The 23472-nt window shown below is 63.8% G+C and carries 22 protein-coding genes; 5 read left to right on the top strand and 17 right to left on the bottom strand.

The genetic code is table 11. The features are described 5' to 3' along the window. Nucleotides 1-34: 34 nt before the first annotated feature. On the bottom strand, nt 35-667 hold the full coding sequence (locus ACX36O_RS08845) for a hypothetical protein (protein WP_488359669.1): 633 nt from the start codon (nt 665-667) through the stop codon (nt 35-37). A gap of 207 nt (nt 668-874) precedes the next feature. Between ACX36O_RS08845 and ACX36O_RS08850 the strand changes: the two genes are divergently transcribed. Together ACX36O_RS08850 and queC are read left to right on the top strand one after the other, a co-directional pair. Continuing rightward, nucleotides 875-1804, top strand: a complete 930-nt coding sequence (locus ACX36O_RS08850) for a 5'-nucleotidase (protein WP_213361112.1) — start codon at nt 875-877, stop codon at nt 1802-1804. Next, nucleotides 1801-2544: a 7-cyano-7-deazaguanine synthase QueC gene (gene queC / locus ACX36O_RS08855; RefSeq protein ID WP_371686880.1), complete on the top strand. Its 744-nt coding sequence runs from the start codon at nt 1801-1803 to the stop codon at nt 2542-2544. Before ACX36O_RS08850 ends, queC begins: the two co-directional genes overlap by 4 nt. Before the next feature lie 96 nt (nt 2545-2640). Here queC and ACX36O_RS08860 read toward each other — a convergent pair whose 3' ends face one another. Both ACX36O_RS08860 and ACX36O_RS08865 read right to left on the bottom strand, forming a co-directional pair. Next, nucleotides 2641-4461, bottom strand: a complete 1821-nt coding sequence (locus ACX36O_RS08860) for an ABC transporter ATP-binding protein/permease (RefSeq protein ID WP_091814068.1) — start codon at nt 4459-4461, stop codon at nt 2641-2643. 27 nt (nt 4462-4488) lie between these two features. Next, on the bottom strand, nt 4489-6504 hold the full coding sequence (locus ACX36O_RS08865; RefSeq protein WP_213361113.1) for a lytic transglycosylase domain-containing protein: 2016 nt from the start codon (nt 6502-6504) through the stop codon (nt 4489-4491). Nucleotides 6505-6568: 64 nt separating this feature from the next. Here ACX36O_RS08865 and ACX36O_RS08870 point away from each other — a divergent pair, with 64 nt between their 5' ends. Next, nucleotides 6569-7162 (top strand): 5-formyltetrahydrofolate cyclo-ligase, encoded by a 594-nt coding sequence (locus ACX36O_RS08870; protein WP_091814063.1) that lies wholly within the window; start codon nt 6569-6571, stop codon nt 7160-7162. Nucleotides 7163-7262: 100 nt separating this feature from the next. On the opposite strand, the gene ACX36O_RS08875 is transcribed toward ACX36O_RS08870, so the two are convergent. From ACX36O_RS08875 to ACX36O_RS08885, 3 genes are all read right to left on the bottom strand, one after another. After that, nucleotides 7263-7640: a DUF2442 domain-containing protein gene (locus ACX36O_RS08875; protein WP_143280539.1), complete on the bottom strand. Its 378-nt coding sequence runs from the start codon at nt 7638-7640 to the stop codon at nt 7263-7265. Between the two features lie 283 nt (nt 7641-7923). Next, nucleotides 7924-8406, bottom strand: a complete 483-nt coding sequence (locus ACX36O_RS08880; protein ID WP_371686879.1) for an outer membrane lipoprotein — start codon at nt 8404-8406, stop codon at nt 7924-7926. 144 nt (nt 8407-8550) lie between these two features. Then, entirely contained in the window at nt 8551-9195 is a 645-nt protein-coding gene (locus ACX36O_RS08885) for a DedA family protein (protein WP_091815456.1), read from the bottom strand. 25 nt (nt 9196-9220) lie between these two features. Between ACX36O_RS08885 and mutL the strand changes: the two genes are divergently transcribed. Further along, nucleotides 9221-11251: a DNA mismatch repair endonuclease MutL gene (gene mutL / locus ACX36O_RS08890; RefSeq protein ID WP_488359670.1), complete on the top strand. Its 2031-nt coding sequence runs from the start codon at nt 9221-9223 to the stop codon at nt 11249-11251. 3 nt (nt 11252-11254) lie between these two features. Further along, the gene (gene miaA, locus ACX36O_RS08895) at nt 11255-12241 is read left to right on the top strand and encodes a tRNA (adenosine(37)-N6)-dimethylallyltransferase MiaA (protein WP_488359671.1); all 987 of its coding nucleotides are present in this window, start codon (nt 11255-11257) and stop codon (nt 12239-12241) included. 2 nt (nt 12242-12243) lie between these two features. On the opposite strand, the gene ACX36O_RS08900 is transcribed toward miaA, so the two are convergent. From ACX36O_RS08900 to nuoG, 11 genes are read right to left on the bottom strand one after another with little or no spacing between them, the layout of a single operon-like run. Beyond that, nucleotides 12244-12714: a DUF1178 family protein gene (locus ACX36O_RS08900; RefSeq protein ID WP_091814051.1), complete on the bottom strand. Its 471-nt coding sequence runs from the start codon at nt 12712-12714 to the stop codon at nt 12244-12246. Beyond that, nucleotides 12711-13337, bottom strand: a complete 627-nt coding sequence (locus tag ACX36O_RS08905) for an NUDIX domain-containing protein (protein WP_371686877.1) — start codon at nt 13335-13337, stop codon at nt 12711-12713. The genes ACX36O_RS08900 and ACX36O_RS08905 overlap by 4 nt, the downstream gene beginning before the upstream one ends. A 5-nt stretch (nt 13338-13342) precedes the next feature. After that, nucleotides 13343-13654: a DUF2818 family protein gene (locus ACX36O_RS08910; protein WP_091814045.1), complete on the bottom strand. Its 312-nt coding sequence runs from the start codon at nt 13652-13654 to the stop codon at nt 13343-13345. A 21-nt stretch (nt 13655-13675) separates the two neighbouring features. Next, nucleotides 13676-15172 (bottom strand): NADH-quinone oxidoreductase subunit NuoN, encoded by a 1497-nt coding sequence (gene nuoN, locus ACX36O_RS08915; protein WP_091814042.1) that lies wholly within the window; start codon nt 15170-15172, stop codon nt 13676-13678. An 11-nt stretch (nt 15173-15183) separates the two neighbouring features. Then, entirely contained in the window at nt 15184-16659 is a 1476-nt protein-coding gene (locus tag ACX36O_RS08920) for an NADH-quinone oxidoreductase subunit M (protein ID WP_213361117.1), read from the bottom strand. A 14-nt stretch (nt 16660-16673) separates the two neighbouring features. Then, the gene (gene nuoL, locus ACX36O_RS08925) at nt 16674-18704 is read right to left on the bottom strand and encodes an NADH-quinone oxidoreductase subunit L (RefSeq protein WP_091814036.1); all 2031 of its coding nucleotides are present in this window, start codon (nt 18702-18704) and stop codon (nt 16674-16676) included. A 7-nt stretch (nt 18705-18711) separates the two neighbouring features. Beyond that, nucleotides 18712-19020 carry an NADH-quinone oxidoreductase subunit NuoK gene (nuoK, locus tag ACX36O_RS08930; RefSeq protein ID WP_091814033.1) on the bottom strand — a complete coding sequence of 103 codons (309 nt, stop codon included), beginning with the start codon at nt 19018-19020 and terminating at the stop codon, nt 18712-18714. Further along, the gene (locus tag ACX36O_RS08935) at nt 19017-19679 is read right to left on the bottom strand and encodes an NADH-quinone oxidoreductase subunit J (protein WP_091814031.1); all 663 of its coding nucleotides are present in this window, start codon (nt 19677-19679) and stop codon (nt 19017-19019) included. Before ACX36O_RS08935 ends, nuoK begins: the two co-directional genes overlap by 4 nt. Before the next feature lie 35 nt (nt 19680-19714). Further along, nucleotides 19715-20233 (bottom strand): NADH-quinone oxidoreductase subunit NuoI, encoded by a 519-nt coding sequence (nuoI, locus tag ACX36O_RS08940; RefSeq protein WP_091814028.1) that lies wholly within the window; start codon nt 20231-20233, stop codon nt 19715-19717. A 14-nt stretch (nt 20234-20247) separates the two neighbouring features. After that, on the bottom strand, nt 20248-21324 hold the full coding sequence (gene nuoH / locus ACX36O_RS08945) for an NADH-quinone oxidoreductase subunit NuoH (protein ID WP_213361118.1): 1077 nt from the start codon (nt 21322-21324) through the stop codon (nt 20248-20250). Then, the gene (gene nuoG / locus ACX36O_RS08950; RefSeq protein ID WP_213361119.1) at nt 21321-23459 is read right to left on the bottom strand and encodes an NADH-quinone oxidoreductase subunit NuoG; all 2139 of its coding nucleotides are present in this window, start codon (nt 23457-23459) and stop codon (nt 21321-21323) included. The genes nuoH and nuoG overlap by 4 nt, the downstream gene beginning before the upstream one ends. Nucleotides 23460-23472: the final 13 nt, after the last annotated feature.

Genomic DNA, 23472 nt, shown 5'->3' on the forward strand with positions numbered 1-23472 from the left:
TTTGTTGCCGTATGTCAATGAAGCCGCCTGGCGCTCACTGGCCGAAGAAAATATCCTCGCCCGCAGCTTCGATGCGAACCGGGCGCCTCGGAGTGTCGTCGATCGGATGCGCGATCATGGCAACCGCATCGTCACCTGGCAGCGCCGCAGGAACAGCCGTTACGTCGGAAGGGCGCAGGCCTTCCCGGGCAGATGCCATCGGCGGCAAGGTGTCGGGAACCATTTCGAGAGCCAGCGCTGCATCCTCCAGGGCCAGATCCATCGCGGCCTGGCGCTCCAGTTCCACCTCATGGATCACGCCATCCTCGTCAATCACCACTTCGCCGCGGGCAGCCGCCATCGCCAGTTCCGACGGCCCGGAATAATAGCGCGCCTGTCCCGGCTGCCGGCCCAGCAGGGTGCTCCCCTGATCGTACGTGCCCAACTGCATCGGTTGAGAGGCATCTTCGGACTGCCCCATCGAGAACTGTTCACGCAAATGGCTGCCACGCAGCATGTCATTGCCGAATGCATACCCCCCGATGATGGCAACCAGAGCCAGAACGCATGCCCCGAGAACCAGCCATAGCCAGAAACGCACCCGGCTGTCCTGCACCTCGTCTGGTGCATCAGCCCCCGTGTCTGGCAAAGACTGCCATTGCGACGCAGAGTGTAATGGTGTGTTCATGGTGGATCTCCTCGCGCCAACCCGCTTTCCGGCCGGCCATGACCCGAGCATACAAGGATGCGGCAGGGCTTGCTGTCAGACTGGATCGCACCGCCGCGCCAGCCGCACGCGGCATGCCGTGCTGCTCGCCTCCGACAGACGCAATCGCGCTATCATCCCAGGCTAACAACTTCCGTGCCGCAGCACCCATTCCTGACCCGTTCCGCCATGCCTGCTACCCTCGAAGGCCAACTCGTCGTTGCCATCTCTTCCCGCGCGCTGTTCGACTTCGAGGAAGAGAACCGCCTGTTCGAAAGCGGTGACACCCATGGCTACATGCAGGCGCAACTGCACAAGCTGGATCAGCCGGCCGCCCCCGGCGTGGCGTTTTCGCTGGTCAAGAAGCTGCTGGCCTTCAACAGCGACGGCCAGCGCCGGGTGGAAGTGGTGGTGCTGTCGCGCAACGATCCGGTCAGCGGCATGCGCGTATTCCGCTCCGCCGCCGCGCATGGGCTGAACCTGATCGAGCGCGGCGTATTCACCCAGGGTAGCGACCCCTTCCGCTACCTGCGCCCGCTCGGCGCACATCTGTTCCTGTCTGCCAACGAGGCCGATGTGCGTCAGGCACTGGCGCTGAAGTTTCCCGCCGCGCGGGTCGCCACCGGCTCCATGCAGGCCAGCAACGAGCATCCCGATGAAGTACGCATCGCCTTCGACGGCGACGCCGTGCTGTTCGACGATGAGGCCGAGCGCGTCTACCAGCATGGCGGCCTGCAGGCCTTCCAGGCCCACGAAGTCGAAAACGCCGCCCTGCCGCTGCCCCCCGGCCCGTTCCAGCCCTTCCTGGCCGCCCTGCACCAGTTGCAGCAGGCCAGCCAGCAGGGGGCGGCTCCCCTGCGCATCCGCACCGCTCTGGTCACTGCCCGCAGCGCCCCGGCGCACGAGCGCGCCATCCGCACGCTGATGAGCTGGAACATCGCCGTGGACGAAGCCATGTTCCTCGGCGGCCTGCCCAAGGGGCCGTTCCTGCGCGAATTCGAACCCGATTTCTTCTTCGATGACCAGACCGGCCACGTCAGCAATGCCGCCGAACATGTGCCCTCGGGTCTGGTCACCTACGGCATCAGCCACGAACCCGTTCTCGCGTTTTCAGAATGAGCCTGTTTCCGCCGCTACTGCCCCGCCACGCCCTCGTGCTGTTCTCCGGCGGGCAGGACTCCACCACCTGCCTGGCCCACGCGCTATCACGCTACGAGCGGGTCGAAACCATCGCTTTTGACTATGGCCAGCGCCATCGTGTCGAACTGGATGCGCGGCTGAACGTGCTGCAGGCGCTGCGTCAGCAGTTTCCGGCCTGGGGCGAGCGCCTGGGCGAGGACCATCTGCTGGACGTGAACGTGCTCGGCCAGATCAGCGAAACCTCGCTCACGCGCGACACCGCCTTTGCCATGGAAGCCAGCGGCCTGCCCAACACCTTCGTGCCCGGCCGCAACCTGCTGTTCCTGACGCTGGCCGCGGCACTGGCCTATCGCCGCGGCATGGACGTACTGGTGACAGGCGTCTGCGAAACGGACTTTTCGGGTTATCCCGATTGTCGCGACGACACCATGAAGGCGATGCAGATCGCCCTGTCCCTCGGCATGGACAAACGCCTGCTAATCGACACCCCGCTGATGTGGATCGACAAGGCGCAGACCTGGCAGCTGGCGCACGAACTGGGCGATGCCTCCGGGGTGGCGGATGGCGGCAAGGCGCTGGTCGACCTGATCGTCGAACACAGCCATACCTGCTACCTGGGAGACCGGGAGCATCGCCACGCCTGGGGCTATGGCTGCGGCAGCTGCCCTGCGTGTGAACTGCGTGCACGCGGCTACGCGCGTTACTCGGCAGCGGCCTGAGCCGGTTGTCCGACACCTGCTGCGTCCACCGCACCTTCGCACCGGGCGCTCACTACGAGCCTCTCGGCCCGCAGCACGCCGGCGATGCGTGTTCTCTCATGCTGCCAGCTCGACCCGGTAGGCCGCTGCACCCTGGTGCACCGCCTCATCCGGGTTGGGCTGCAACACCCACAGGCGGTCATGGAAGGCTGCCACACTCTGGCGATGCGCCACCGACAGCAGCCCGCCGCCGTTGGCGCGCACCATGGCGATCAGCTCCCGGTACAGGCGCTCTTCCGTCGGCGCATCCAGCGCACTGGTGGCCTCGTCAGCAAAAATCCAGCGCGGCTGGCGCAACAGCGCCCGCGCAATCGCCACGCGCTGCTGTTCGCCGCCGGACAGCTTGTGGCCCCAGTTTTCCCGGTAATCCAGCTGCTCCACCAGCTGCGGCATGCGCACGATCTCCAGCACGCGGCGCAACTCGGCGTCGTCATAGGCATTTTCCGCTGCCGGATAGGCCAGCGCCGCACGCAGGCTGCCATGCGGCAGATAGGGGCGCTGCGGCAGGAACATGCTGCTCTCGGGCAAGGTCACCCGGCCATGCGCCAGCGGCCAGATGCCCGCAATCACGCGCAGCAGCGTCGATTTGCCACTGCCCGAGGGCCCCTGCACCAGCACGGTTTCGCCCGGCTGCATCTGCAGCGCATCGGCCTCCACCTGCACGTTGCCGCTGGGCAGTTGCGCCTTGGCATGAGCCAGTTCCAGGCGGTCACCGACAATCCGGTGCTCCCAGCCTTCCAGCCCGTCCTGCTCCACCTCGGGCAGCATCTTCCAGCTCTCTGTCACGCCCCGGTCGAACGAGGTCAGACGCTCGGTCGTCGCGCGCCAGCTGGCCAGCGCCGGATAGCTGTCGATGAACCAGCTCAGTGAATCCTGTACCTTGCCGAAGGCCGACGAGATCTGGATCAGGTCACCCAGCTTGATGGCGCCGGCAAAATAGCGCGGCGCCGCCACCAGGAACGGAAAGATGATGGCGGCCTGCTGGAAGAAGGAGGTGAACCACACCAGGCGTTTCTGCGTGCGGATCAGGTTCAGGTAGTTGCCCAGCACATGGCCGAAGCGGTAGTCCAGCTGTTCGCGCGAAGCCGGCTCGCCACGGTCCAACGCAATCGCCTCGCTGTATTCGCGCACGCGCACCAGGCTGTAGCGGAAATCCGCCTCGCGCCACTCCTGCCAGAAGTTCAGGCGGATCAAGGCGCGGCCGATGTAGTGCGCAATCACGCTGCCCACCGCGCAATAGGCAATCGCCGCCCATACCATATAGCCCGGCAGCGTATAGCTGCTGCCCCCCAGCGTGAAGCTGAAGCTGCCCGACAGCGTCCACAGGATGCCGATGAACGACACCAGCGTCACCACAGCATTGAGCAGGCCCATGCTGATGCCCAGCGTGCTGCCGGTGAAGCGGGCAATGTCTTCCTGGATGCGCTGGTCCGGGTTGTCCGACACCGCCGTGCCGCCGCTCTGGCGCGCCAGTTCAAGATGGTAGAAGCGGTGGTGGCCCAGCCACTTGTTCAGGTAGGTGCGCGTCATCCAGGCACGCCAGCGCAGGTCCAGCAGCTGCGTGATGTAGAACTTGTACACCGCCAGGATGATGGCGATCACCGCCAGCCAGCTGAAGCGGAACATCTGCGACCAGAACACCTCGACGTTCTTGTCCTGCAGCGCGTTGTAGAACACGTTGTACCACTGGTTGAACAGCACCGCCATGTACACGCCGCCCAGGTTGAGCGCCACGATCACGAATAGCATCAGCCGCGCGCGCCAGCGCTCTTCCGAATGAAAATACGGCCGCGCAAGCCGCCAGGCGTCCTTGAGGAAGGTGCTCCAGCTGCGGCCCGGGCCGCTCCACGGGTCCGGCAGGGTATGGGAATCGGTCATGAATCAGTCTTTCCGGGCGCCGCCCGTTCAGGGCGCATCCGTCGGGTCGCTCAGCACGCGCACCTCGCCGCTGGGCATGATCTGGCGCACGGCGGTGGAAGGCAGATCGCGCGAGAGATCCGGCAGTCCCGGTGCCAGCGGCCCCACCTGCCCCAGACGGCTGCGCAGCGACTGCGGCTGGCCCGTCAGCAGGATGGCGTAGTTCACCGTGTTGGAAAGCACCTTCTTCACGTAATCGCGTGTTTCGCCGAACGGAATGTTCTCGGCCCAGATCGCGCCTTCGAGCATCGGGCCGTTGCGCCAGGCACGCGGACGACCCGGACCGGCGTTGTAGGCCGCCGCCGCCATCGGCAGCGAGCCCTCGAAATCATCCTGCACCAGCTTCAGGTAACCGGTGCCCAGGCGCACGTTGGTGTCCAGGTGCGTCAGCATGGAGGGCTCGTAGGGAATGCCCAGCTTGCGCGCGGTATAGCGCGCCGTGGCCGGCATCACCTGCATCAGGCCGGAAGCCCCCACGCCGGAGCGTGCGGCACTGGCAAAGCGGCTTTCCTGCCGGATCAGGCCATACACATAGGCCGGATCGACCCCGGTGGACTGGCTGCGCGGCACCACCACGTTGCGGTACGGCGTCGGGAAGCGCTGCTGCAGGTCGAACACGCTCTTGGTGCGCTCGCTGGTGTTGATGCAACGATCCCACCATTCGCGCTCGCAGGCGAGCGCCGCCGCAGCCAGCAACTCGCGGTCGTTCATGCCGCCGCGCTGGTGCAGATTGGTGGTGTAGTTCCACTCGCGCGTGCCTTCGCTGCGCAGGCCGATGCTCATGGCGTAGATGGCGCGCTGCAGGCCGGGGTTGGCACGCGCCGCTGCCCGCTCCGAGCCGGACAGGCCGGCTGGCGTTGCCGGCGTGCCGATGCGTTCGCCCAGTGCCTCCAGCGCCAGTTGTTCATAGAAGCCCTGGTGCCCCGCAATGCTGCGATACAGCGCGGCCGCTTCGCGATCCGGCCCATGTCCCAGATGCAGCCCGCCCTGCAGTGCACGCGCCCGCCAGTACACCCAGATGGGCTCACGCTGCGCCTCGAGCGACATGGCTTCGATGGCATGACGCACCTGCGGCCAGTAACCCATGCGCAGCGCAGCGCGGGCCATCCAGCCCAGCTTCACGTCGTCCAGGTCACGCAGCTGGCGCACCTGGCTGAAATAGTTCATGGCCGAACTGTCCAGGTTGAGCGCCGCCTGTTTGCCGATCTCGCCCCATACCCAGTTGCGGTCATGCGCCTCCAGCCGCGCGGCCCAGCCGCTCTGCATGGCCTGCGCGGCCGACATCGGGTTGCTCGATGCCATGCGCAACAGGGCGAGTACCGCCAGCTCGCGCCCGCTGCGGCTGCCGGCATCGGCCTGAGTGGCAAGATAGCTGGCGGGACTGGAGAAAATCCCCGGCACGCTCATGGCCGCCGCGCCGTCGATCACCCCCACCGCCGTGCGTGCAGTCCCCATGCGGTTCGTTTCGGCGGCCAGGCGCGCCTTGCGCCAGATATCCGCGTCGCGAATCACGCCCTTCTGCCGCAGACCGCCTGCCGCCAGGGTGCAGCCGTCATCGCTGTCGCGCTGGCCATACCAGCTGTCTCGGAATTCCTGCGCCATCTCACCGCCACTGCGTCCGCCGAGCACGGCATCCGCATACAGCGCATAGCAGCGCACTTCGCGGTCATCCCGCATGCGGAACGCCGGGTAATAGCGCGCAAACCCTTCAAAGTCACGGTTCTTGCCAAGCTGCAGCAGCCAGTCGTTGCGCAGGCGGTCTTCCTGGTAAGTGCCGGCATAGCGCTGCAGGAAGGCATCCACCTCGCCGGCACTGGCGCTTTCCAGCCGCGCATTCAGCTCCCAGTAGGCCGCCCAGGGCTCCAGCGGATGGCCGGATGCCTGCGGCAGCAGCATGGACAGCGTCGCGGTGTCCTTCTTGCGCCAGGCCTGCGCCATGTTGAGCAGCGTATCGTCGCCGCCCACGGCGGGCTGCGCCTGCGAAGCCACTGTGCCGAGTGTCATCAGGCATGTCACAATGGCTCTCAGGCCGAATCGGATGTGCGAAGAGAATTGCATAAGGGCGATTATGGATAAAAAAAATGGTAAACAGAGTCTGCGTCAACGGCTGATCAGGGAACGGCTCGATCTTCCCGACCGTCTGCTGCTGTCCGAACAGCTGCAGCGCGTGATGCGCTTCTGGCTGGTTGACCGGCAGGATACCGTGATCGGCGCCTATTGGCCGATCAAGGGCGAATTCGATCCCCTGCCCGCCCTGCACCGCTGGAAGGAAGACGGCGAACTGCTGGAGGAACCCCAGCTGCGCCGCATCGCCCTGCCGGTGATCAACAAGGAAAACAAGACGCTCACCTTCCATGCCTGGTATCCCGGCTGCCCGATGGAGGAAGATGCCTACGGCATTCCCAAGCCCAAGGATACCGAGCTGGTCACGCCCACCCTGCTGTTCGTGCCCTGCGTCGGCTACGGTCCCGGCGGCTACCGCCTGGGCTATGGCGGCGGCTTCTACGACCGCACCCTGGCCTCGCTCGAACCGCATCCCTTCACCGTGGGCCTGGGTTTTACGCACGGTTTTGTCGAGGATCTCATGCCGGACGAACACGACATCCCGCTGGACGCCATCCTGAATGACAATGGCGTGGTCTGGCCGCTGGGTGCAGTCTGAGCGCCCCGGGCAAGGGTGCTCGCGGTCCGGCACCCATGCACGACAAAGGCCTCCGCAGAGGCCTTTGTCCTTGCACCGGGGGCATATTCGCCCAGCCGGCTCAACGGTACAGCTGGTTGCCTTCCACGCGCACGCGGTCGTTCACGCGCAGATTGGGCAGGCTGGCATAGTCGAACGCCCGTGTTTCACCATTGTCCAGACGCACCGTCACGCGGTACACCGAAGTGGTGGTATTCGGATTGGTCGTCCCCATGGCCTGGTTCGCCATCACCGCCACGGCAACGGCGGTTGCAATACTGGCAAGGTCGCCCGAGCCAGTCGGCAGGCCGGCTCCCAGCACGCTGCCGGGAATCGTCCCCATTCCGCCACCGGTGGTATTGGCCGGCAGGTACTGGATACCCGTCACCGTGCCATAGAGCGCCGCGCTGGGCGTAACCACTCCCGGCAACCCGAGCACGTTGCCCGGAACCGTGGTCACGGGGTTTCCGTAGGGATCGGTCGCGCAGCCTGCCAAAACGGCCGCCGAAGCGATTGCCGCCATCGAAATCAGTTTGCGGTGCGTATTCATCAAGAGCCTCCTTTTTGCGTTCTTCGCCGGTCATTGCGTCGCGGCCAAGCAAGGGCCGGCAACGTACTATCCATGATTGCACAAGGCGGGCCGCTCCGTGTAGGCTTGCGCCGCGTTCCGTCATAGGCAACACGCTGCCCCAGATGCAAACAGGCCCCGAAGGGCCTGCTTTGGCTGGGGGAAGCAAGGTCCATCAACGATAGACCTGATTGCCCTCCACGCGCACGCGGGTGCCGATGGCCACCTCGGGCGACTGTGCGTAGTCGAAGCTGCGGGTCTCGCCGCTGTCCAGACGCACCGTCATCCGGTAGAACGGCTGGCTGGAGCGAGCCACGCCAGAGGTGTTCTGCTGGATGGCCTCGCCGATCAGCGCGCCGGCCACCGCACCAATGGCGGTGCTGTAGCGACGGTCCTTGTCATTGCGCAGCGCATACTGGCTGGCGCCCACACCACCCACCACCGCGCCAATCGCGGCACCGGCGTAATTGCCGAGCGTACTGCCGGCGGGCATGTATTGCACGTTCGTCACCGTGCCGTACTGGCTGTAGGCGGCAGCACCCGTGCTGCCCACCGGCTGCGTACCGTAGGAAGGACCGTAACCGGTACAAGCAGACAGACCCAGTGCTGCGACAGCCAGGGTCACACCGGCGATCAGGCGTTGCGATTTGGTTTGCATATGAATCTCCTTGGCGGCTTCCTTTTCCGAAGCCCGACTTGCTCGCCTGCCCCCACTGGGCTGGCACAACCGCATCATGCACCAAGCCGGCCTGCTCAGGTGTATACACCCATGGAGAGTTGTTACAAGACACTGTGACAAGGCTTACGCCTCGCTGCTGCGCCCGTGCTTCCAGGCGCCGAACAGCGCCAGCGCCCCCGGCACCAGGATCAGCCCCCAGATGATGAATTCCAGATTCGCCTTCACCCAGGGAATGTTGCCGAAAAGATACCCCGCCAGTGTCACGCTCAGAATCCAGACGGCCGCACCGAACACGTTGTAGAAGGTGAACTTGCCCCTGCTCATCTCCGCCACCCCGGCCACGAAAGGCACAAAGGTACGGATGAATGGCATGAAACGCGCCAGCATGATGGTGATACCGCCATAGCGCTCGTAGAAGGCATGCGCCTTGTCGAAAGCCTTCTTGTTGAAGAAACGCGAGTCCTCCCACTGGAACACCTTGGGCCCGATGAAGCGTCCGATGCTGTAGTTGGTCTGGTCACCGAGCACCGCTGCAACAAACAGCACCCCCATGGCCAATGCCAGATCCATGTGCCCGGTGGCACACAGCGTTCCCACAATGAACAGCAGCGAATCCCCCGGCAGGAAAGGCATCACCACCAGACCGGTCTCCACGAACACGATCAGGAACAGCAACGCATACACCCACGGACCGTAGGCCTCGACAAACGCCAGAATGTGCTTGTCGATATGCAGGATGAAGTCGAGCAAAAAACTGATAATTTCCATCATTCCACCTGGCGCCTGGCGGCGCATGAACCAAGGCAGGATTATCGCTGCTGGCGCCGCGGTTCTGCCGGCGCGCCGTGTATCCGGTCGTCTCGCTACAATCATTGCGGTGAACCATCTTCCCCCTGCCCGCACCATCGAACCGCTGCCGGACGAGCTCATCAGCCAGATCGCCGCCGGCGAAGTCATCGAGCGCCCTGCTGCCGTGGTGCGCGAGCTGCTCGACAACGCGCTCGACTCCGGCGCCACCCAGATCACCATCCGCCTGCAGGCCGGCGGCGTGCGCCTGATCGCCATCGAGGACAACGGCTGCGGCATCCCGCCCGAACAACTCCCGCTGGCCATCCGGCGCCACGCCACCAGCAAGATCCGCAGCCTGCACGACCTCGAATCGGTGGCCACCATGGGCTTTCGCGGCGAGGCCCTGGCTGCCATCGGCGCGGTATCCGAACTGACGCTGCTCTCCGCCACGGCCGATGCCGCCCATGGCCATTTCCTGGATGCACGCAGCGGCGAACTGCGTCCCGGCGCGCGTGCGGCCGGCACCTCCGTGGAGGTGAAAGAACTGTTCTTCAGCACCCCGGCACGGCGCAAGTTCCTCAAGAGCGACGCCACCGAGCTGGCGCACTGCCTCGACGCCGTACGCCGCCATGCGCTGGCCCGGCCGCACGTCGGCTTCACGCTCTGGCACGACGGCAAGCTGATCGAGCAGTGGCGCGCCACGCACGACCCCGAACAACGCCTGGCCGACATCCTGGGCGACGACTTTCTCGCCCAGAGCCTGCCTGTCGACTACAGCGTGCAGACCGCCGGTGGAACCGTGCGGGTGCGCGGCCGGTGCGGCCTGCCCGACTACGCCCGCAGCCGCGCCGACCAGCAGTACGCCTATGTCAACGGCCGCTATGTGCGTGACAAGGTCATCACCCACGCGGCCCGCAGCGCCTACGAGGACGTGCTGCACGGCCAGCGCCAGCCCGTCTACGTGCTGATGATCGAGATCGACCCGCTGCGCGTGGACGTGAACGTGCACCCGACCAAGATCGAGGTGCGCTTCCGCGACAGCCGCGAGGTACACCAGGCGGTGCGCCACGCCATCGAAAATGCCCTGGCCCCATCGCGCGCCGCACTGGCCGAAGGCGCACAAAGTCTTGCCAGCGGTAGCGATGTGCAAGGGGCCGCTGCGGGAGCCCTTGCTGCCGATCGACAATGGCAGCAGCAATTCATGCCATTGCATGCGCCCCAGGGCAATCCATACTGGAACCGCCCGCCCGCCTGGCAGGCACGCGAAGGCAACCCCTGGGGCTTCACGCCGCAGAAGGGGCAGGACGCAGCACAGCACGCCCTCCCTCCCGGCGCCGACAGCAGCACGTTGGCAGAATCTTCCTGGCCAGCCAATCCGGCCACAGCCGCAACCATGGCTGTCGAGGATGCCACTCCAGCCGCTGCAAACCCCGCATCATCGCCCGACAGCCAATGGCCGCTGGGTCGCGCCATCGCACAATTGCATGGTGTCTACATCCTTGCCGAAAACACCCATGGCATGGTCATCGTGGATATGCACGCAGCCCACGAACGCATCGTCTACGAACAGCTCAAGCAGCAACTCGAGCACGCTGCTCTGCACAGCCAGCCACTGCTGATCCCGGCCACATTCGCCGCCACACCGCAGGAAATGGCCGCGGCCGATCAATACGCCGACGCCCTGCTGCAGCTCGGTCTGGAACTGAGCCCCCTCTCCGGCAAGACGCTCGCAGTACGCGCCGTGCCCAGTCAGCTGGCGCAAGGCGACGCCGTGGAACTGTCACGCCAGGTACTGGCCGAACTGATCCAGCACGATGCCAGCACGGTACTGCAGCGCGCGCGCAATGACATCCTGGCCACCATGGCCTGTCATGGGGCGGTGCGCGCCAACCGCCGCCTCACGCTGGAAGAAATGAATGCCCTGTTGCGCCAGATGGAAGCCACAGAGCGTGCCGACCAATGCAACCATGGCCGCCCCACCTGGCGCCAGCTCGGCATGCGTGACCTGGACAACCTGTTCCTGCGCGGGCGCTGAACCATGGCTGCCCTCGCCCCGCACTACCTGGCCCTGGCCGGCCCTACGGCCAGTGGCAAGACTGCCTCGGCGCTCGCCATTGCCCGCCATGCCCGCACGCACTGGAACCTCCCTGTCGAAATCGTCAGCGTGGACTCGGCCCTGGTCTATCGCGGCATGGACATCGGCACCGCCAAGCCATCTGCCGAAGAGCTGGCGGCTGTGCCGCACCACCTGATCGACATCATCGACCCACGCGACAGCTACAGCGCCGCCCAGTTCGCCCGCGACGCCCAGCGCCGGATTGCCGAAATCCGGCAGCGTGGCCATCTGCCCCTGCTGGCCGGCGGCACCATGCTGTACTTCAAGGCGCTGTTCGAAGGCCTGAGCGACCTGCCTGAAGCCGAACCAGCGCTGCGCAGCCAGCTCGAGCAGGAAGCGCTGCGCCATGGCTGGCCGGCCATGCACGCCCGCCTCGCCACGGTAGACCCGGCAACGGCGGCGCGCCTTGCCCCCAACGACAGCCAGCGCATCGGACGCGCGCTGGAGGTCTGGCACGCCACCGGCAAGCCCCTGTCGCACTGGCACGCCCAGGGCAGCGACACCGGCGTGACCGGACTGCGCCCTCTGGCCCTGATCAGCCTGGAGCCGGAACAGCGCAGCTGGCTGCATGAGCGCATCGCCCAGCGCTTCGATCTGATGCTGGAGCAGGGCTTTCTGCAGGAGATGCAGGCCTTGCGCTCGCGGGGAGATCTGGACCTCGCACTCCCCTCGATGCGCTGCGTCGGCTACCGGCAGGCGTGGGAAGGACTGGAGAAAGGCGAACCGCTTTCATTGTGGCGCGAGAAAGCCATTGCTGCCACGCGCCAGCTCGCCAAGCGCCAGCTCACCTGGCTGCGCAGCATGCCCTGGCGCCAGCGGGTGGCCTGTGATGCGCCCGATGCGCTGGAACAGGTGCTGAAGCTCGCTGGACAGGCCATCAAGCCCCGGCTGCCCGCCACTCCGACGTAGCCTTACTGCAGCCTGCGCTTGGAAATGTTCGGCACCGGCAGCGACACCACATCGATGCCCTCGTCCCGCAGCTGCTGCGCCTCGTCGGGCGAGGTGCGCCCGCGGATGGGCGCTTCGGCCACTTCGCCGTGGTGCATCTTGCGTGCCTGGTCCGCGAACTGCTCCCCCACGTCTGTGGTGTGCTCCATCACGTGCTGCACCATGCGCTCGTACATGGCCTGCATCACCTGCAGGCGCTGCTGTTCATTGCCGTCGCCGGCTGCCGCAGGGGCAGCCCGCTCCGGCTCCGCACTGCCGGCACTGCCGTGGCCCAGGTTGAGATGCGGTGCAGACAGCATCTTCTCGATGCGCGTATTGCCGCAGACCGGGCATTCGATCAACTGCTGGCGCTGCTGCGACTGGAAATCCTCCTCCGAGGAAAACCAGCCTTCGAAATCATGGCCCACCCCGCAGCGCAGGTTCAACACCTTCACGCTGCCAGCTCCTGCCAATCCAGCGCCCAGAGGCCACTGTCGACCAGTTGGAGCCACAGCAGGCAGGTGAGCGTCTTGGCGTCCGTGAGCGCGCCGCTGCGGGTCAGCTCCAGCAGTTCGGGAAGTGTGGCCGCGGACAAGTGCAGCAGTTCGCCCTCTTCCAGCGCCTGCTCGTGCTGGCTCAGCCCGCGCGCAAACCAGATCTCGATATGTTCGTCGGAATAGCCAATGCAGTTGTGCATCACGCCCGCATAGGCCCATTCGCGCGCCTCGCAGCCGGTTTCCTCGCGCAATTCGCGACGGGCACAATCGAGGCCGGGCTCGCCGTCATCGAGCTTGCCCGCAGGAAATTCGATCATCATGCGGGCCATGGGATGCCGATACTGCCGTTCCAGCAGGTAGCGGCCATCGTCCAGCATGGGAACCACCACCACCGCTCCCGGGTGCTGTACGTACTCGCGCGTGGCCAGCTTGCCGTTGGGCTGCAGCACCGTATCGCGCACCACGCGCAGGAACCTGCCCTGCAGTACGCACTGCTGTTCCTGGGTGACTTCGGCCAGAGGCTGGTGATTCTCCCGCACCTGGTCGACCAGGGAGGGATAGGAAGCTTGCTTGCCTGTCATGCCGTTCAGTCGTTGTGCCGCATCAGGTGGCTATAGACAAAGCCGGGGAAGGCAAACGTGGCGAACAGAGCCAGGGTCGTTGCGTAGAACTCCCAGCCCTGCGGATAGATCTGGCCGGCGTTGCGCTCCAGCAGCAGGAAGAAGCCGCCCGCCACGAAATACAGCACCAGCCACTCCAGCAACTGCAATCCGAAACCCTTGCGACCCCTGGCCTGTCGCCGTGGCAGCACGGCGAACAGGCGCTGGTTGATGAAGGGCAGGTTGGCGGCGACGAACGCCACCAGGATCACCAGCCAGACAGTCAGGTTCAAGGACATCGTATCCGCGATCCCCGCCCGTCAGGCGCTCAGCATGCGATAGATCGCATGGGCGCACAGGTTCATCAGGCCGGCAGGCAGCAGGCCCAGCACCAGCACCAGGGCACCATTCACCGACAGTACCGAACGCACTTCGAAGTTCGCCTGGATCTTGGTGGGCAGCTGCGGGTTGGGAGCGTCGAAGTACATGACCTTGATCACGCGCAGGTAGTAGAACGCACCGATCAGGGACATGATCACGGCAAACACCGCCAGCCCGATATGGAAGGCCTGGCCGGAAGCCACCAGCACCTGGAGCACGGTCAGCTTGGCATAGAAGCCGACCATGGGCGGAATGCCGGCCAGCGACAACAGGCTGATGGCCATCACGCCGGCGTACAGCGGGCTGCGCTGGTTCAGTCCGGCCAGATCGCTGATGTTGTCGCACTCGAAGCCTTCGCGAGCCAGCAGCATGATCACACCGAAGTTGACCAGCGTCGTCAGCACGTAGGTGACGATGTAGAACATGGCAGCCGAGTAGGCATCCACCACGGTGTTGAAGCTGTTGTTCACGTAACCGGCAACAAATGCCAGCAGCACGAAACCGACCTGCGCGATGGTGGAGAACGCCAGCATGCGCTTGAGGTTTTTCTGCATGATGGCGGCCAGGTTACCGACCAGCAGGGAAGCAATGGCCAGCACCACCAGCATTTGCTGCCAGTGGAAGGCCATGGGCAGCAGGCCCTCGACCAGCAGACGGATCATGATGGCAAAGGCAGCCAGCTTGGGCGCACCTGCCACGATCAGGGCCACCGAAGTGGGCGCGCCTTCGTAGACGTCAGGCATCCACATGTGGAACGGCACGGCACCCAGCTTGAACGCCAGACCGGCAACCACGAACACCACGCCCAGAACCAGGATCTGCTGCTTGGCCACGCCGGAAGCCACCACCTGTTGCACCTCGTTGATCATCAGCGTGCCGGTCGCGCCGTACAGCATGGACATGCCGTACAGCAGGAAGCCGGAAGCCATGGCACCCAGGATGAAGTATTTCATCGCTGCTTCCACCGCATTGGCGTTGTCGCGGCGCAGGGCCACCAGCGCATAGCTGGACAGCGTCAGCAGTTCCAGACCCAGATAGATGATCAGGAAGTTGTTGCCGGAGATCATCACGAAGATGCCCAGCAGGCTCAGCAGCGACAGGATGAACAACTCACCGCCGCGGCGCAGCATGTCACGGTCCTGCGAATAGGGACGCGCGTAGACCATGGTCACGAACATCGCCATGGCGGCAAAGCACTTGAGCCAGTTGCCCATGCTGTCGCTCACCAGCAGGTTGCTGAAACCGTACATGGTGTAGCCATTCATGGCGTACATGGCCTGCATGCCGGCCACACCAGCCAGTGTCGCCAGGGTCAGGTAATAGGTCAGGGTACGCCCTGCACTCTTAACGCTGATGTCTGCCAGGATGATCACGCAGGTCATTACCAGCAGGACGATCTCCGGATACACCGCGATCCAACTCAGTTTGTCAATCATTGCAGACTCTCTCAGTGCAGTTTACTTGTGGCCACATGCTGCAGCAGCTGGACAACGGAGGCGTCCATCACATCGGTCATGGGTTTGGGATACACACCCATCCAGATCACGGCAATCGCAAGAACGGCCATGATGAGGAACTCACGGGAATTGATGTCGTTCAGGGCACGCACATTGTCGTTCGTGACCGGGCCCAGATAGACACGCTTGTACATCCACAGGCTGTAGGCGGCTCCCAGGATCAGGGCCACGGCAGCGCCCAGGCCGATCCAGAAGTTGGCCTTGACGGCAGCGATGATCACCATCCACTCGCCGACGAAACCGGCCGTAGCGGGCAGACCGCAGTTGGCCATGGTGAACAGCAGTGCAAAGGCAGCAAACTTGGGCATGGTGTTGATCACGCCGCCGTAGTCGGCGATTTCACGCGAATGCACGCGGTCGTACAGCACGCCGATGCACAGGAACATGGCGGCCGACACGAAGCCGTGGGCGATCATCTGCACAATGCCACCGGCCACGCCGATGTCGCTGAAGATGAAGAAGCCCAGGGTCACGAAACCCATGTGCGCCACGGAGGAGTAAGCCACCAGCTTCTTCATGTCCTTCTGCACGATGGCCACCAGACCGACGTAGATCACGGCGATCAGGGACAGGGCAATCATCAGCCAGGCCCATTTCTGGGAGGCGTCCGGAAGAATGGGCAGCGAGAAGCGCAGGAAACCGTAGGCACCCAGCTTCAGCATGATGGCGGCCAGTACGGCGGAACCACCGGTGGGCGCTTCCACGTGCACGTCGGGCAGCCAGGTATGTACCGGCCACATCGGCACCTTCACGGCGAAGGCTGCGAAGAAGGCGAAGAACAGCAGGCTCTGTGCGTCGATGTCCAGCGGCAGCTTGTACCAGGTCTGCAGGTCGAAACTGCCACCCGAGGTGTTGAACAGGTACACCAGCGCGATCAGCATCAGCAGCGAGCCGAGCAGCGTATACAGGAAGAACTTGAAAGCGGCGTAAATCTTGCGCGGACCACCCCAGATACCGATGATCAGGTACATCGGGATCAGCGTGGCTTCGAAGAACACGTAGAACAGCATCGCATCCTGGGCGGAGAAGACACCGATCATCAGGCCGCTCAGGATCAGGAAGGCACCCATGTACTGGTTGACGCGCTTGGTGATCACTTCCCAGCCGGCGATCACGACGATCACGGTGATGAAGGCCGTCAGCAGCACGAACCACAGGGAGATGCCATCAACGCCAAGATGGTAGTTGATGTTGAAGCGCGGAATCCACTCGTTCTTCTCGACGAACTGCAGCGCGGCAGTCTGCAGCTTGAAGCCGGTGTACAGCGGAATGGTAACCAGGAAGCTGGCCAGCGAGCCCAGCAGGGCCAGCCAGCGCACCATGCGCGCGTGACGGTCCTCCCCGAAGGCAAGCAGTACTGCTCCGATTACGATTGGCAGCCAGATGGCCAGGCTCAGCAATCCCATTTTTATATTTCTCCTTATTTGCCGTACCAGACGAACCAGGTCATCAGGGCTACGACACCCAGAATCATCATCAGGGCATAGTGGTAGAGGTAACCGGATTGCAGTCGACGGGCGATGGCAGCGATGCCGCCCACGACTTTCCAGGAGCCGTTCACCAGTGCGCCATCGATCAGGCCCTGGTCAGCGCCCTTCCACAGGCCCACACCCAGCAGGCGGGCGCCACGTGCAATGATGTTCTCGTTGATCCAGTCGAGGAAATACTTGTTCTCGAGGATGACGACCAGCGGAGACAGCGCCTTGCGGATGCTGGCAGCCACGTTGTTGTTCATCATGTACAGGAAGTAAGCGACGGCAAAACCGGCAACCGTCAGCCAGAACGGCAGGGTCATCACGGCGTGCGTGGCGAAGCCGACAGCACCGTGGAAGGTGTTCGTCCACTCATGGGCATAGGTGGCCATGGCCGGATGGCGCGGATCCACGAAGATGACGTTCTTGAAGAAATCGCCGAACAGCATGGAATCGACCGTCAGGAAACCGATGATCACGGACGGGATGGCCAGCAGAATCAGTGGCAGCGTTACCACCCACTTGGATTCGTGCGGCTTGCCATCGCCATGGTGACCATGGTCGTCGTGGTGATCGTCATGGTGCGCGTCGGGGTTCTGGTCATAGCGCTCCTTGCCATGGAAGACCAGGAAGTAGACGCGGAAGCTGTACAGCGAGGTCACGAACACGCTGGCCATGGCCGCCAGGTAGGCGATGTGGGAAGCCGGCTGGTTGCTGAAGTGCAGCGCCTCGATGATGCTCTCCTTCGAGTAGAAGCCCGAGAAGAACGGCGTGCCGATCAGCGCCAGGGTACCGATCAGGAAGGTGATCCAGGTGATCGGCATGTACTTGCGCACGTTGCCCATCCAGCGGATGTCCTGGTTGTGGTGCATGCCGATGATTACGGAACCTGCGGCAAGGAACAGCAGTGCCTTGAAGAAGGCATGCGTCATCAGGTGGAACACGCCCACCGAGTAGGCGGAAGCGCCCAGCGCCATGGTCATGTAACCCAGCTGCGACAGCGTGGAGTAGGCCACCACACGCTTGATGTCGTTCTGGATCACGCCCAGGATACCCATGAAGAAGGCGGTGATGGCGCCGATGATCAGGATCATGTTCAGGGCGGTGTCGCTCAGCTCGAACAGCGGAGACATGCGGGCGACCATGAAGATGCCGGCCGTCACCATGGTGGCGGCGTGGATCAGCGCGGAGATCGGGGTCGGGCCTTCCATGGAGTCGGGCAGCCACACGTGCAGGGGGAACTGGGCAGACTTGCCCATGGCACCGATGAACAGGCAGATGGCAGCCATGGTGGCCACGTTCCAGCCCAGGCCCGGATAGGTCTGGGAAGCCAGCGTATCGACCTTGCCGAAGAACTCGGTGTAGTTGAAGGTTCCGGTGTAGGCCAGGATCAGGCCGATGCCCAGGATGAAACCGAAGTCACCCACACGGTTGACCAGGAAGGCCTTCATGTTGGCGAAGATGGCGGTCGGGCGGTTGAACCAGAAGCCGATCAGCAGGTAGGACACCAGACCCACCGCTTCCCAGCCGAAGAACAGCTGCAGGAAGTTGTTGCTCATGACCAGCATGAGCATGGAGAAGGTGAACAGGGAAATATAGGAGAAGAAGCGGTTGTAGCCCTCGTCTTCTTCCATGTAGCCCATGGTGTAGATGTGCACCATCAGCGACACGAAGGTCACCACGCACATCATCATCGCCGTCAGGCTGTCGACCATGAAGCCAACTTCCATCTTCAGCGTACCGATGGTCATCCAGTGGTACACCGTCTCGTTGAAGGTCGCGCCATCCAGCACCTGCATGAACACCATGGCGGACAGGATGAAGGACAGCAGCACGCCGCCAATGGTCAGCAGTGCCGAGGCCGAGCGCCCCAGCAGGTTGCCGCCCATCTTGGTACCGAAGATACCAACCAGTGCCGAGGCCGCCAGCGGTGCCAGCGGGATCGCCAGCAAGGTAGTAGCGGAAAGGGTCTGACTCATTTTTCTGTTACCCCTTCAAGGTGTTGAGTTCTTCCACATCGAGACTGTCGCGTGTGCGGAACAGCAGCACGAGAATCGCGAGCCCGATGGCCGACTCTGCAGCCGCAACGGTCAGGATGAAGAACACGAAGATCTGTCCGGACAGGTCACCCCAGAAGTGGGAGAACGCAACGAAGTTCATGTTGACGGCCAGCAGCATCAGCTCGACGGCCATCAGCAGCACGATCAGGTTCTTGCGGTTCAGGAAGATGCCGATGACCGACAGGGCGAACAGGATGCCTCCCAGGGTCAGGTAATGGCCAATGGTGAGTGTCATGCCTTCTTCTCCTCTGCATCGGCGGCCGGATCGGCAGCCACCGGTGCCGGCTTGGTGATGTCCATCTTGACGATGCGCATGCGGTCCTGCGGACGCACGCGGACCTGTTCGGCCGGCGACTGGAACTTGCTGTCCTTGCGCTTCCGCATGGTCAGGGCAATCGCGCTGATCATGGCCACCAGCAGCAGCACCGCAGCGATCTCCAGCGGGTACAGGTAGTGCGTGTACAGCAGCTTGCCCAGCTCGGTCGTGTTGGATGCGTTGGGCGCCAGCACAGCACCGTCCATGCCACGCATCGGCAGCGCCTCGGTTTCGGTGAAGTTGCTCATCAGCACGGCAGCCATCTGCACGATGATGAAGACGGCAATCACCGCAGCCATCGGGAAGTTCTTCCAGAAGCCACGCTTGAGCGTCTCGACATCGATGTCCAGCATCATCACGACGAACAGGAACAGCACCATGACGGCGCCGACATACACCAGCACCAGGGTAATGGAAAGGAATTCGGCCTTCAGCAGCATCCAGATGGCGGATGCCTGGAAGAACGACAGCACCAGGTACAGCACGGCATAGACCGGGTTGCGCACGGTGACCACGCGGAATGCTGCAAAGACCAGCACCGCTGAAAATACGTAGAAGAGACCTGTTTTGACGTCCATGGGAGAGTCCTGTTGTGTTCTAGGCCTGGCCGGGATCAGCGGTAAGGCGCATCGGCTGCCTTGGTGGCCGCGATCTGCGCTTCGTACTTGTCACCCACCGCCAGCAGCATGTCCTTGGTGAAATACAGGTCGCCCCGCTTCTCTCCGTGGTATTCGAAGATCTGCGTCTCGACGATGGAATCCACCGGGCAGCTCTCTTCGCAGAAACCGCAGTAAATGCACTTGGTGAAGTCGATGTCGTAGCGCGTGGTGCGGCGGCTGCCGTCTTCGCGCTGCTCGGACTCGATGGTGATGGCCATGGCGGGGCACACGGCCTCGCACAGCTTGCAGGCGATGCAGCGCTCTTCGCCGTTCTCGTAACGGCGCAGCGCATGCAGGCCGCGGAAACGCGGACTCAGCGGCGTCTTCTCTTCGGGGTACTGCACAGTGAACTTGCCCTTGAAGGCGTAGCGTCCGGTCAGTGCCATGCCCCTGAACAGCTCCGTCAGCATGAAGCTGTTCAGGAAATCCTTGAGGGAGAACCCGGATTCCGGCTTGGTGGTTACAGTTGACATTTCTCTACCCTTGCTCACTTCCAGATGTTCCAGGAGGTTTGCATCCACACAGCGATCACGATCAGCCAGATCAGTGTCACGGGAATGAAGATCTTCCAGCCCAGACGCATGATCTGGTCATAGCGATAGCGCGGGAACGTGGCACGAATCCAGATGAACATGCTCACGACCACGAAGGTCTTCAGGCCCAGCCAGATCCAGCCGGGGATGAAGCTGAGGAATTCGAACGGAGGCAGCCAGCCGCCGAGGAACATGACCACGGCCAGCACCGAGAACAGGATCATGTTCGCGTATTCGGCCAGGAAGAAGATGGCAAAGCCCATGCCGGAGTACTCGACCATGTGGCCGGCCACGATCTCGGCCTCGCCTTCCACCACGTCGAAGGGGTGACGGTTGGTTTCTGCGACACCCGAGATCAGGTAGACCATGAAGATCGGCAGCAGCGGCAGCCAGTTCCAGGACAGCAGGTTCATGCCCTTGTCGGCGAACATGCCCTTGGCCTGCTCGGTCACGATGTCGCTCATGTTCATGCTGCCGGTGATCATCAGCACCACCACCAGGCAGAAGCCCATGGCGATTTCGTACGACACCATCTGTGCGGAAGCACGCAGCGCACCCAGGAACGGGTACTTGGAGTTGGACGCCCAGCCGGCCATGATCACGCCGTAGACTTCCACGGAAGTGATGGTCATCACCAGCAGCAGGCCGGCGTTGATGTTGGCCAGAGCCACTTCGGGGCCGAAGGGAATCACCACCCAGGCAGCCAGCGCCGGCATGAAGGCCATGATCGGGCCGAGATAGTAGACCGCAGGGTTGGCACGATCCGGACGGATCACTTCCTTGGTCAGCAGCTTGAGGCCGTCGGCCATGGGCTGCAGCAGGCCGAGCGGGCCGACGCGGTTGGGACCGTGACGCACCTGCATGAAGCCCAGCAGGCGGCGTTCCCAGTAGGTCAGGTAGGCAACGGCAATCAGCAACGGCAGGACCAGCACGACGATCTTGAGCAGCGCCCAGATCACCGGCCATGCGATATTCGCCCACCAGGCAGCCTCGATCAGGCCCTGGCCGGCAGCGTTCAGTGCGTCAATCATGCGCTCACCTCCTGGCTAGGATTGGCAGCACGGGCATCGGCCGTGGCCTGCAGCGACGGTGCACGGCGCACCAGGCTGTCAAGTTGATAGATGCTCGCCGTCACCGGCTTGGTACGGGCCTTGCCCACCACGATGGCAGCATCCGTGCGGTTGTTCAGGCGCGCCGCGTCGACGGTGGCGCTGTCGCCACTGCGGTTCAGCGGCAGCGTGGCCATGACTTCCTGCGAGGTCTCGGCAGCAAAGCCGGAGAGCTGCAGCAGGCTGCCCAGCACGCGCAGCACCTTCCAGCCCGGACGGGTGTCACCCAGCGGGCGCACCACGGCATGGAAGCTCTGGGCGCGGCCTTCGGCGTTGATGAAGGTGCCGGACGTCTCGGTGAAGGGGCTGATCGGCAGCAGCACGTCGCTGAAGGCCAGATTGGTCTTGAACGGGCTGAAGGTGACCACCATCTGCGCCTGGTTCAGGCTGGCGACGGCAGCACTGCCGGCGGCACAGTCGAACTCGGGCTCGACGTTGAACAGCAGGGCCGCCTTGAGCGCGCCGCCCTCGGTCATGGCGCCGGCATTCAGGCCACCGGACCTGGGACGTGCACCAGCCAGCTGGGCGCCCACGGTGTTGGCCGCTTCGGTCAGGTAACCCCAGCTGGCGCCGGTTTCGGTTGCAATCCACTGCGCCAAGGCCAGCAGGCTGCTGGCCTGCTCGTGGTGTGCTGCGGCATTGCCCAGCAGCACGGCCTTGCGCTCGCCACCCAGCAGGGAGGCCGCGATGGCCTTGGCGGCCTCCGTGGCCTGGCCTTGTGCAGGCGCAGTGACGCCCTTCTGCTCGGCCACGGCGGCAGCGATGTCTGCCAGGGACTGCGTCCACTCGGTAGCGTCGGCTTCGAGTACCGTGTGCATCTTCATCGCCCAGTCCTGGCGCTGCTCGACCAGCGCGGACACCTGGGCGCCGTGGCGGCTGGCCTGGCGGATGCGCTGCGCGAACAGCGGATGATCCTTGCGCAGATTGCTGCCAACGACGAGTACACGCTGCAGCTTGCTCAGCGCTGCGATGGGCATGCCCAGCCAGCGAATCTCGCTGCCGGTGGCAAACTCGGCGTTGCGCAGGCGGTAGTCGATGTTGTCGCTGCCGAGGCCGCGCACCAGTTCACCGGCCAGCGCCAGTTCTTCCAGCGTGCTGTGCGGGCTGACCAGGGCGCCGATGCTGGAAGCGCCGTGCTCGTCCCGGATCTGCTTGAGGCCGTTGGCCACATATTCGAGGGCGGTCTGCCAGTCGACTTCCTTCCAGCTGCCACCCTGCTTGATCATGGGAGCGGTCAGGCGGTCGGTGCCGTTGAGCGCTTCGTAGCTGAAACGGTCGCGGTCGGCAATCCAGCATTCGTTGACGGCTTCATTCTCGAGCGGCACCACGCGCATCACGCGGTGGTTCTTGACCTGCACGATCAGGTTGGCACCGGTGGAGTCATGCGGAGCGACCGACTTGCGGCGGCCCATTTCCCAGGTGCGGGCGCTGTAGCGGAACGGCTTGCTGGTGAGCGCGCCCACCGGGCAGATGTCGATCATGTTGCCGGACAGTTCGGAATCGACCGTGGCACCAACGAAGGTCTCGATCTCGGAGTGCTCGCCGCGGTTGGACATGCCGAGCTCCATCTGGCCGGCGATTTCCTGACCGAAGCGCACGCAGCGCGTGCACTGGATGCAGCGCGTCATCTCCTCCATGGAGATCAGCGGACCGACATCCTTGGGCACGACCACGCGCTTCTCTTCCTCGTAGCGGGAGCCGCTGGAGCCGTAACCGACCGCCAGATCCTGCAACTGGCACTCACCGCCCTGGTCGCAGATCGGGCAATCCAGCGGGTGGTTGATCAGCAGGAATTCCATCACGGACTGCTGGGCCTTGATGGCCTTGTCGCTCTTGGTGTGAACCACCATGCCCTGGGCCACCGGCGTAGCGCAAGCCGGAACCGGCTTGGGCATCTTCTCGACGTCCACCAGGCACATGCGGCAGTTGGCCGCGATGCTCAGCTTCTTGTGGTAGCAAAAATGCGGAATATAGGTTCCGGCCTGCTCGGCTGCATGCATCAGCATGCTGCCTTCGGCAACCTCGACCTTTTTACCGTCCAGTTCGATTTCAACCATGGTGATCCACTTG

The sequence above is a fragment of the Brachymonas sp. KE5 genome, from assembly GCF_057773645.1.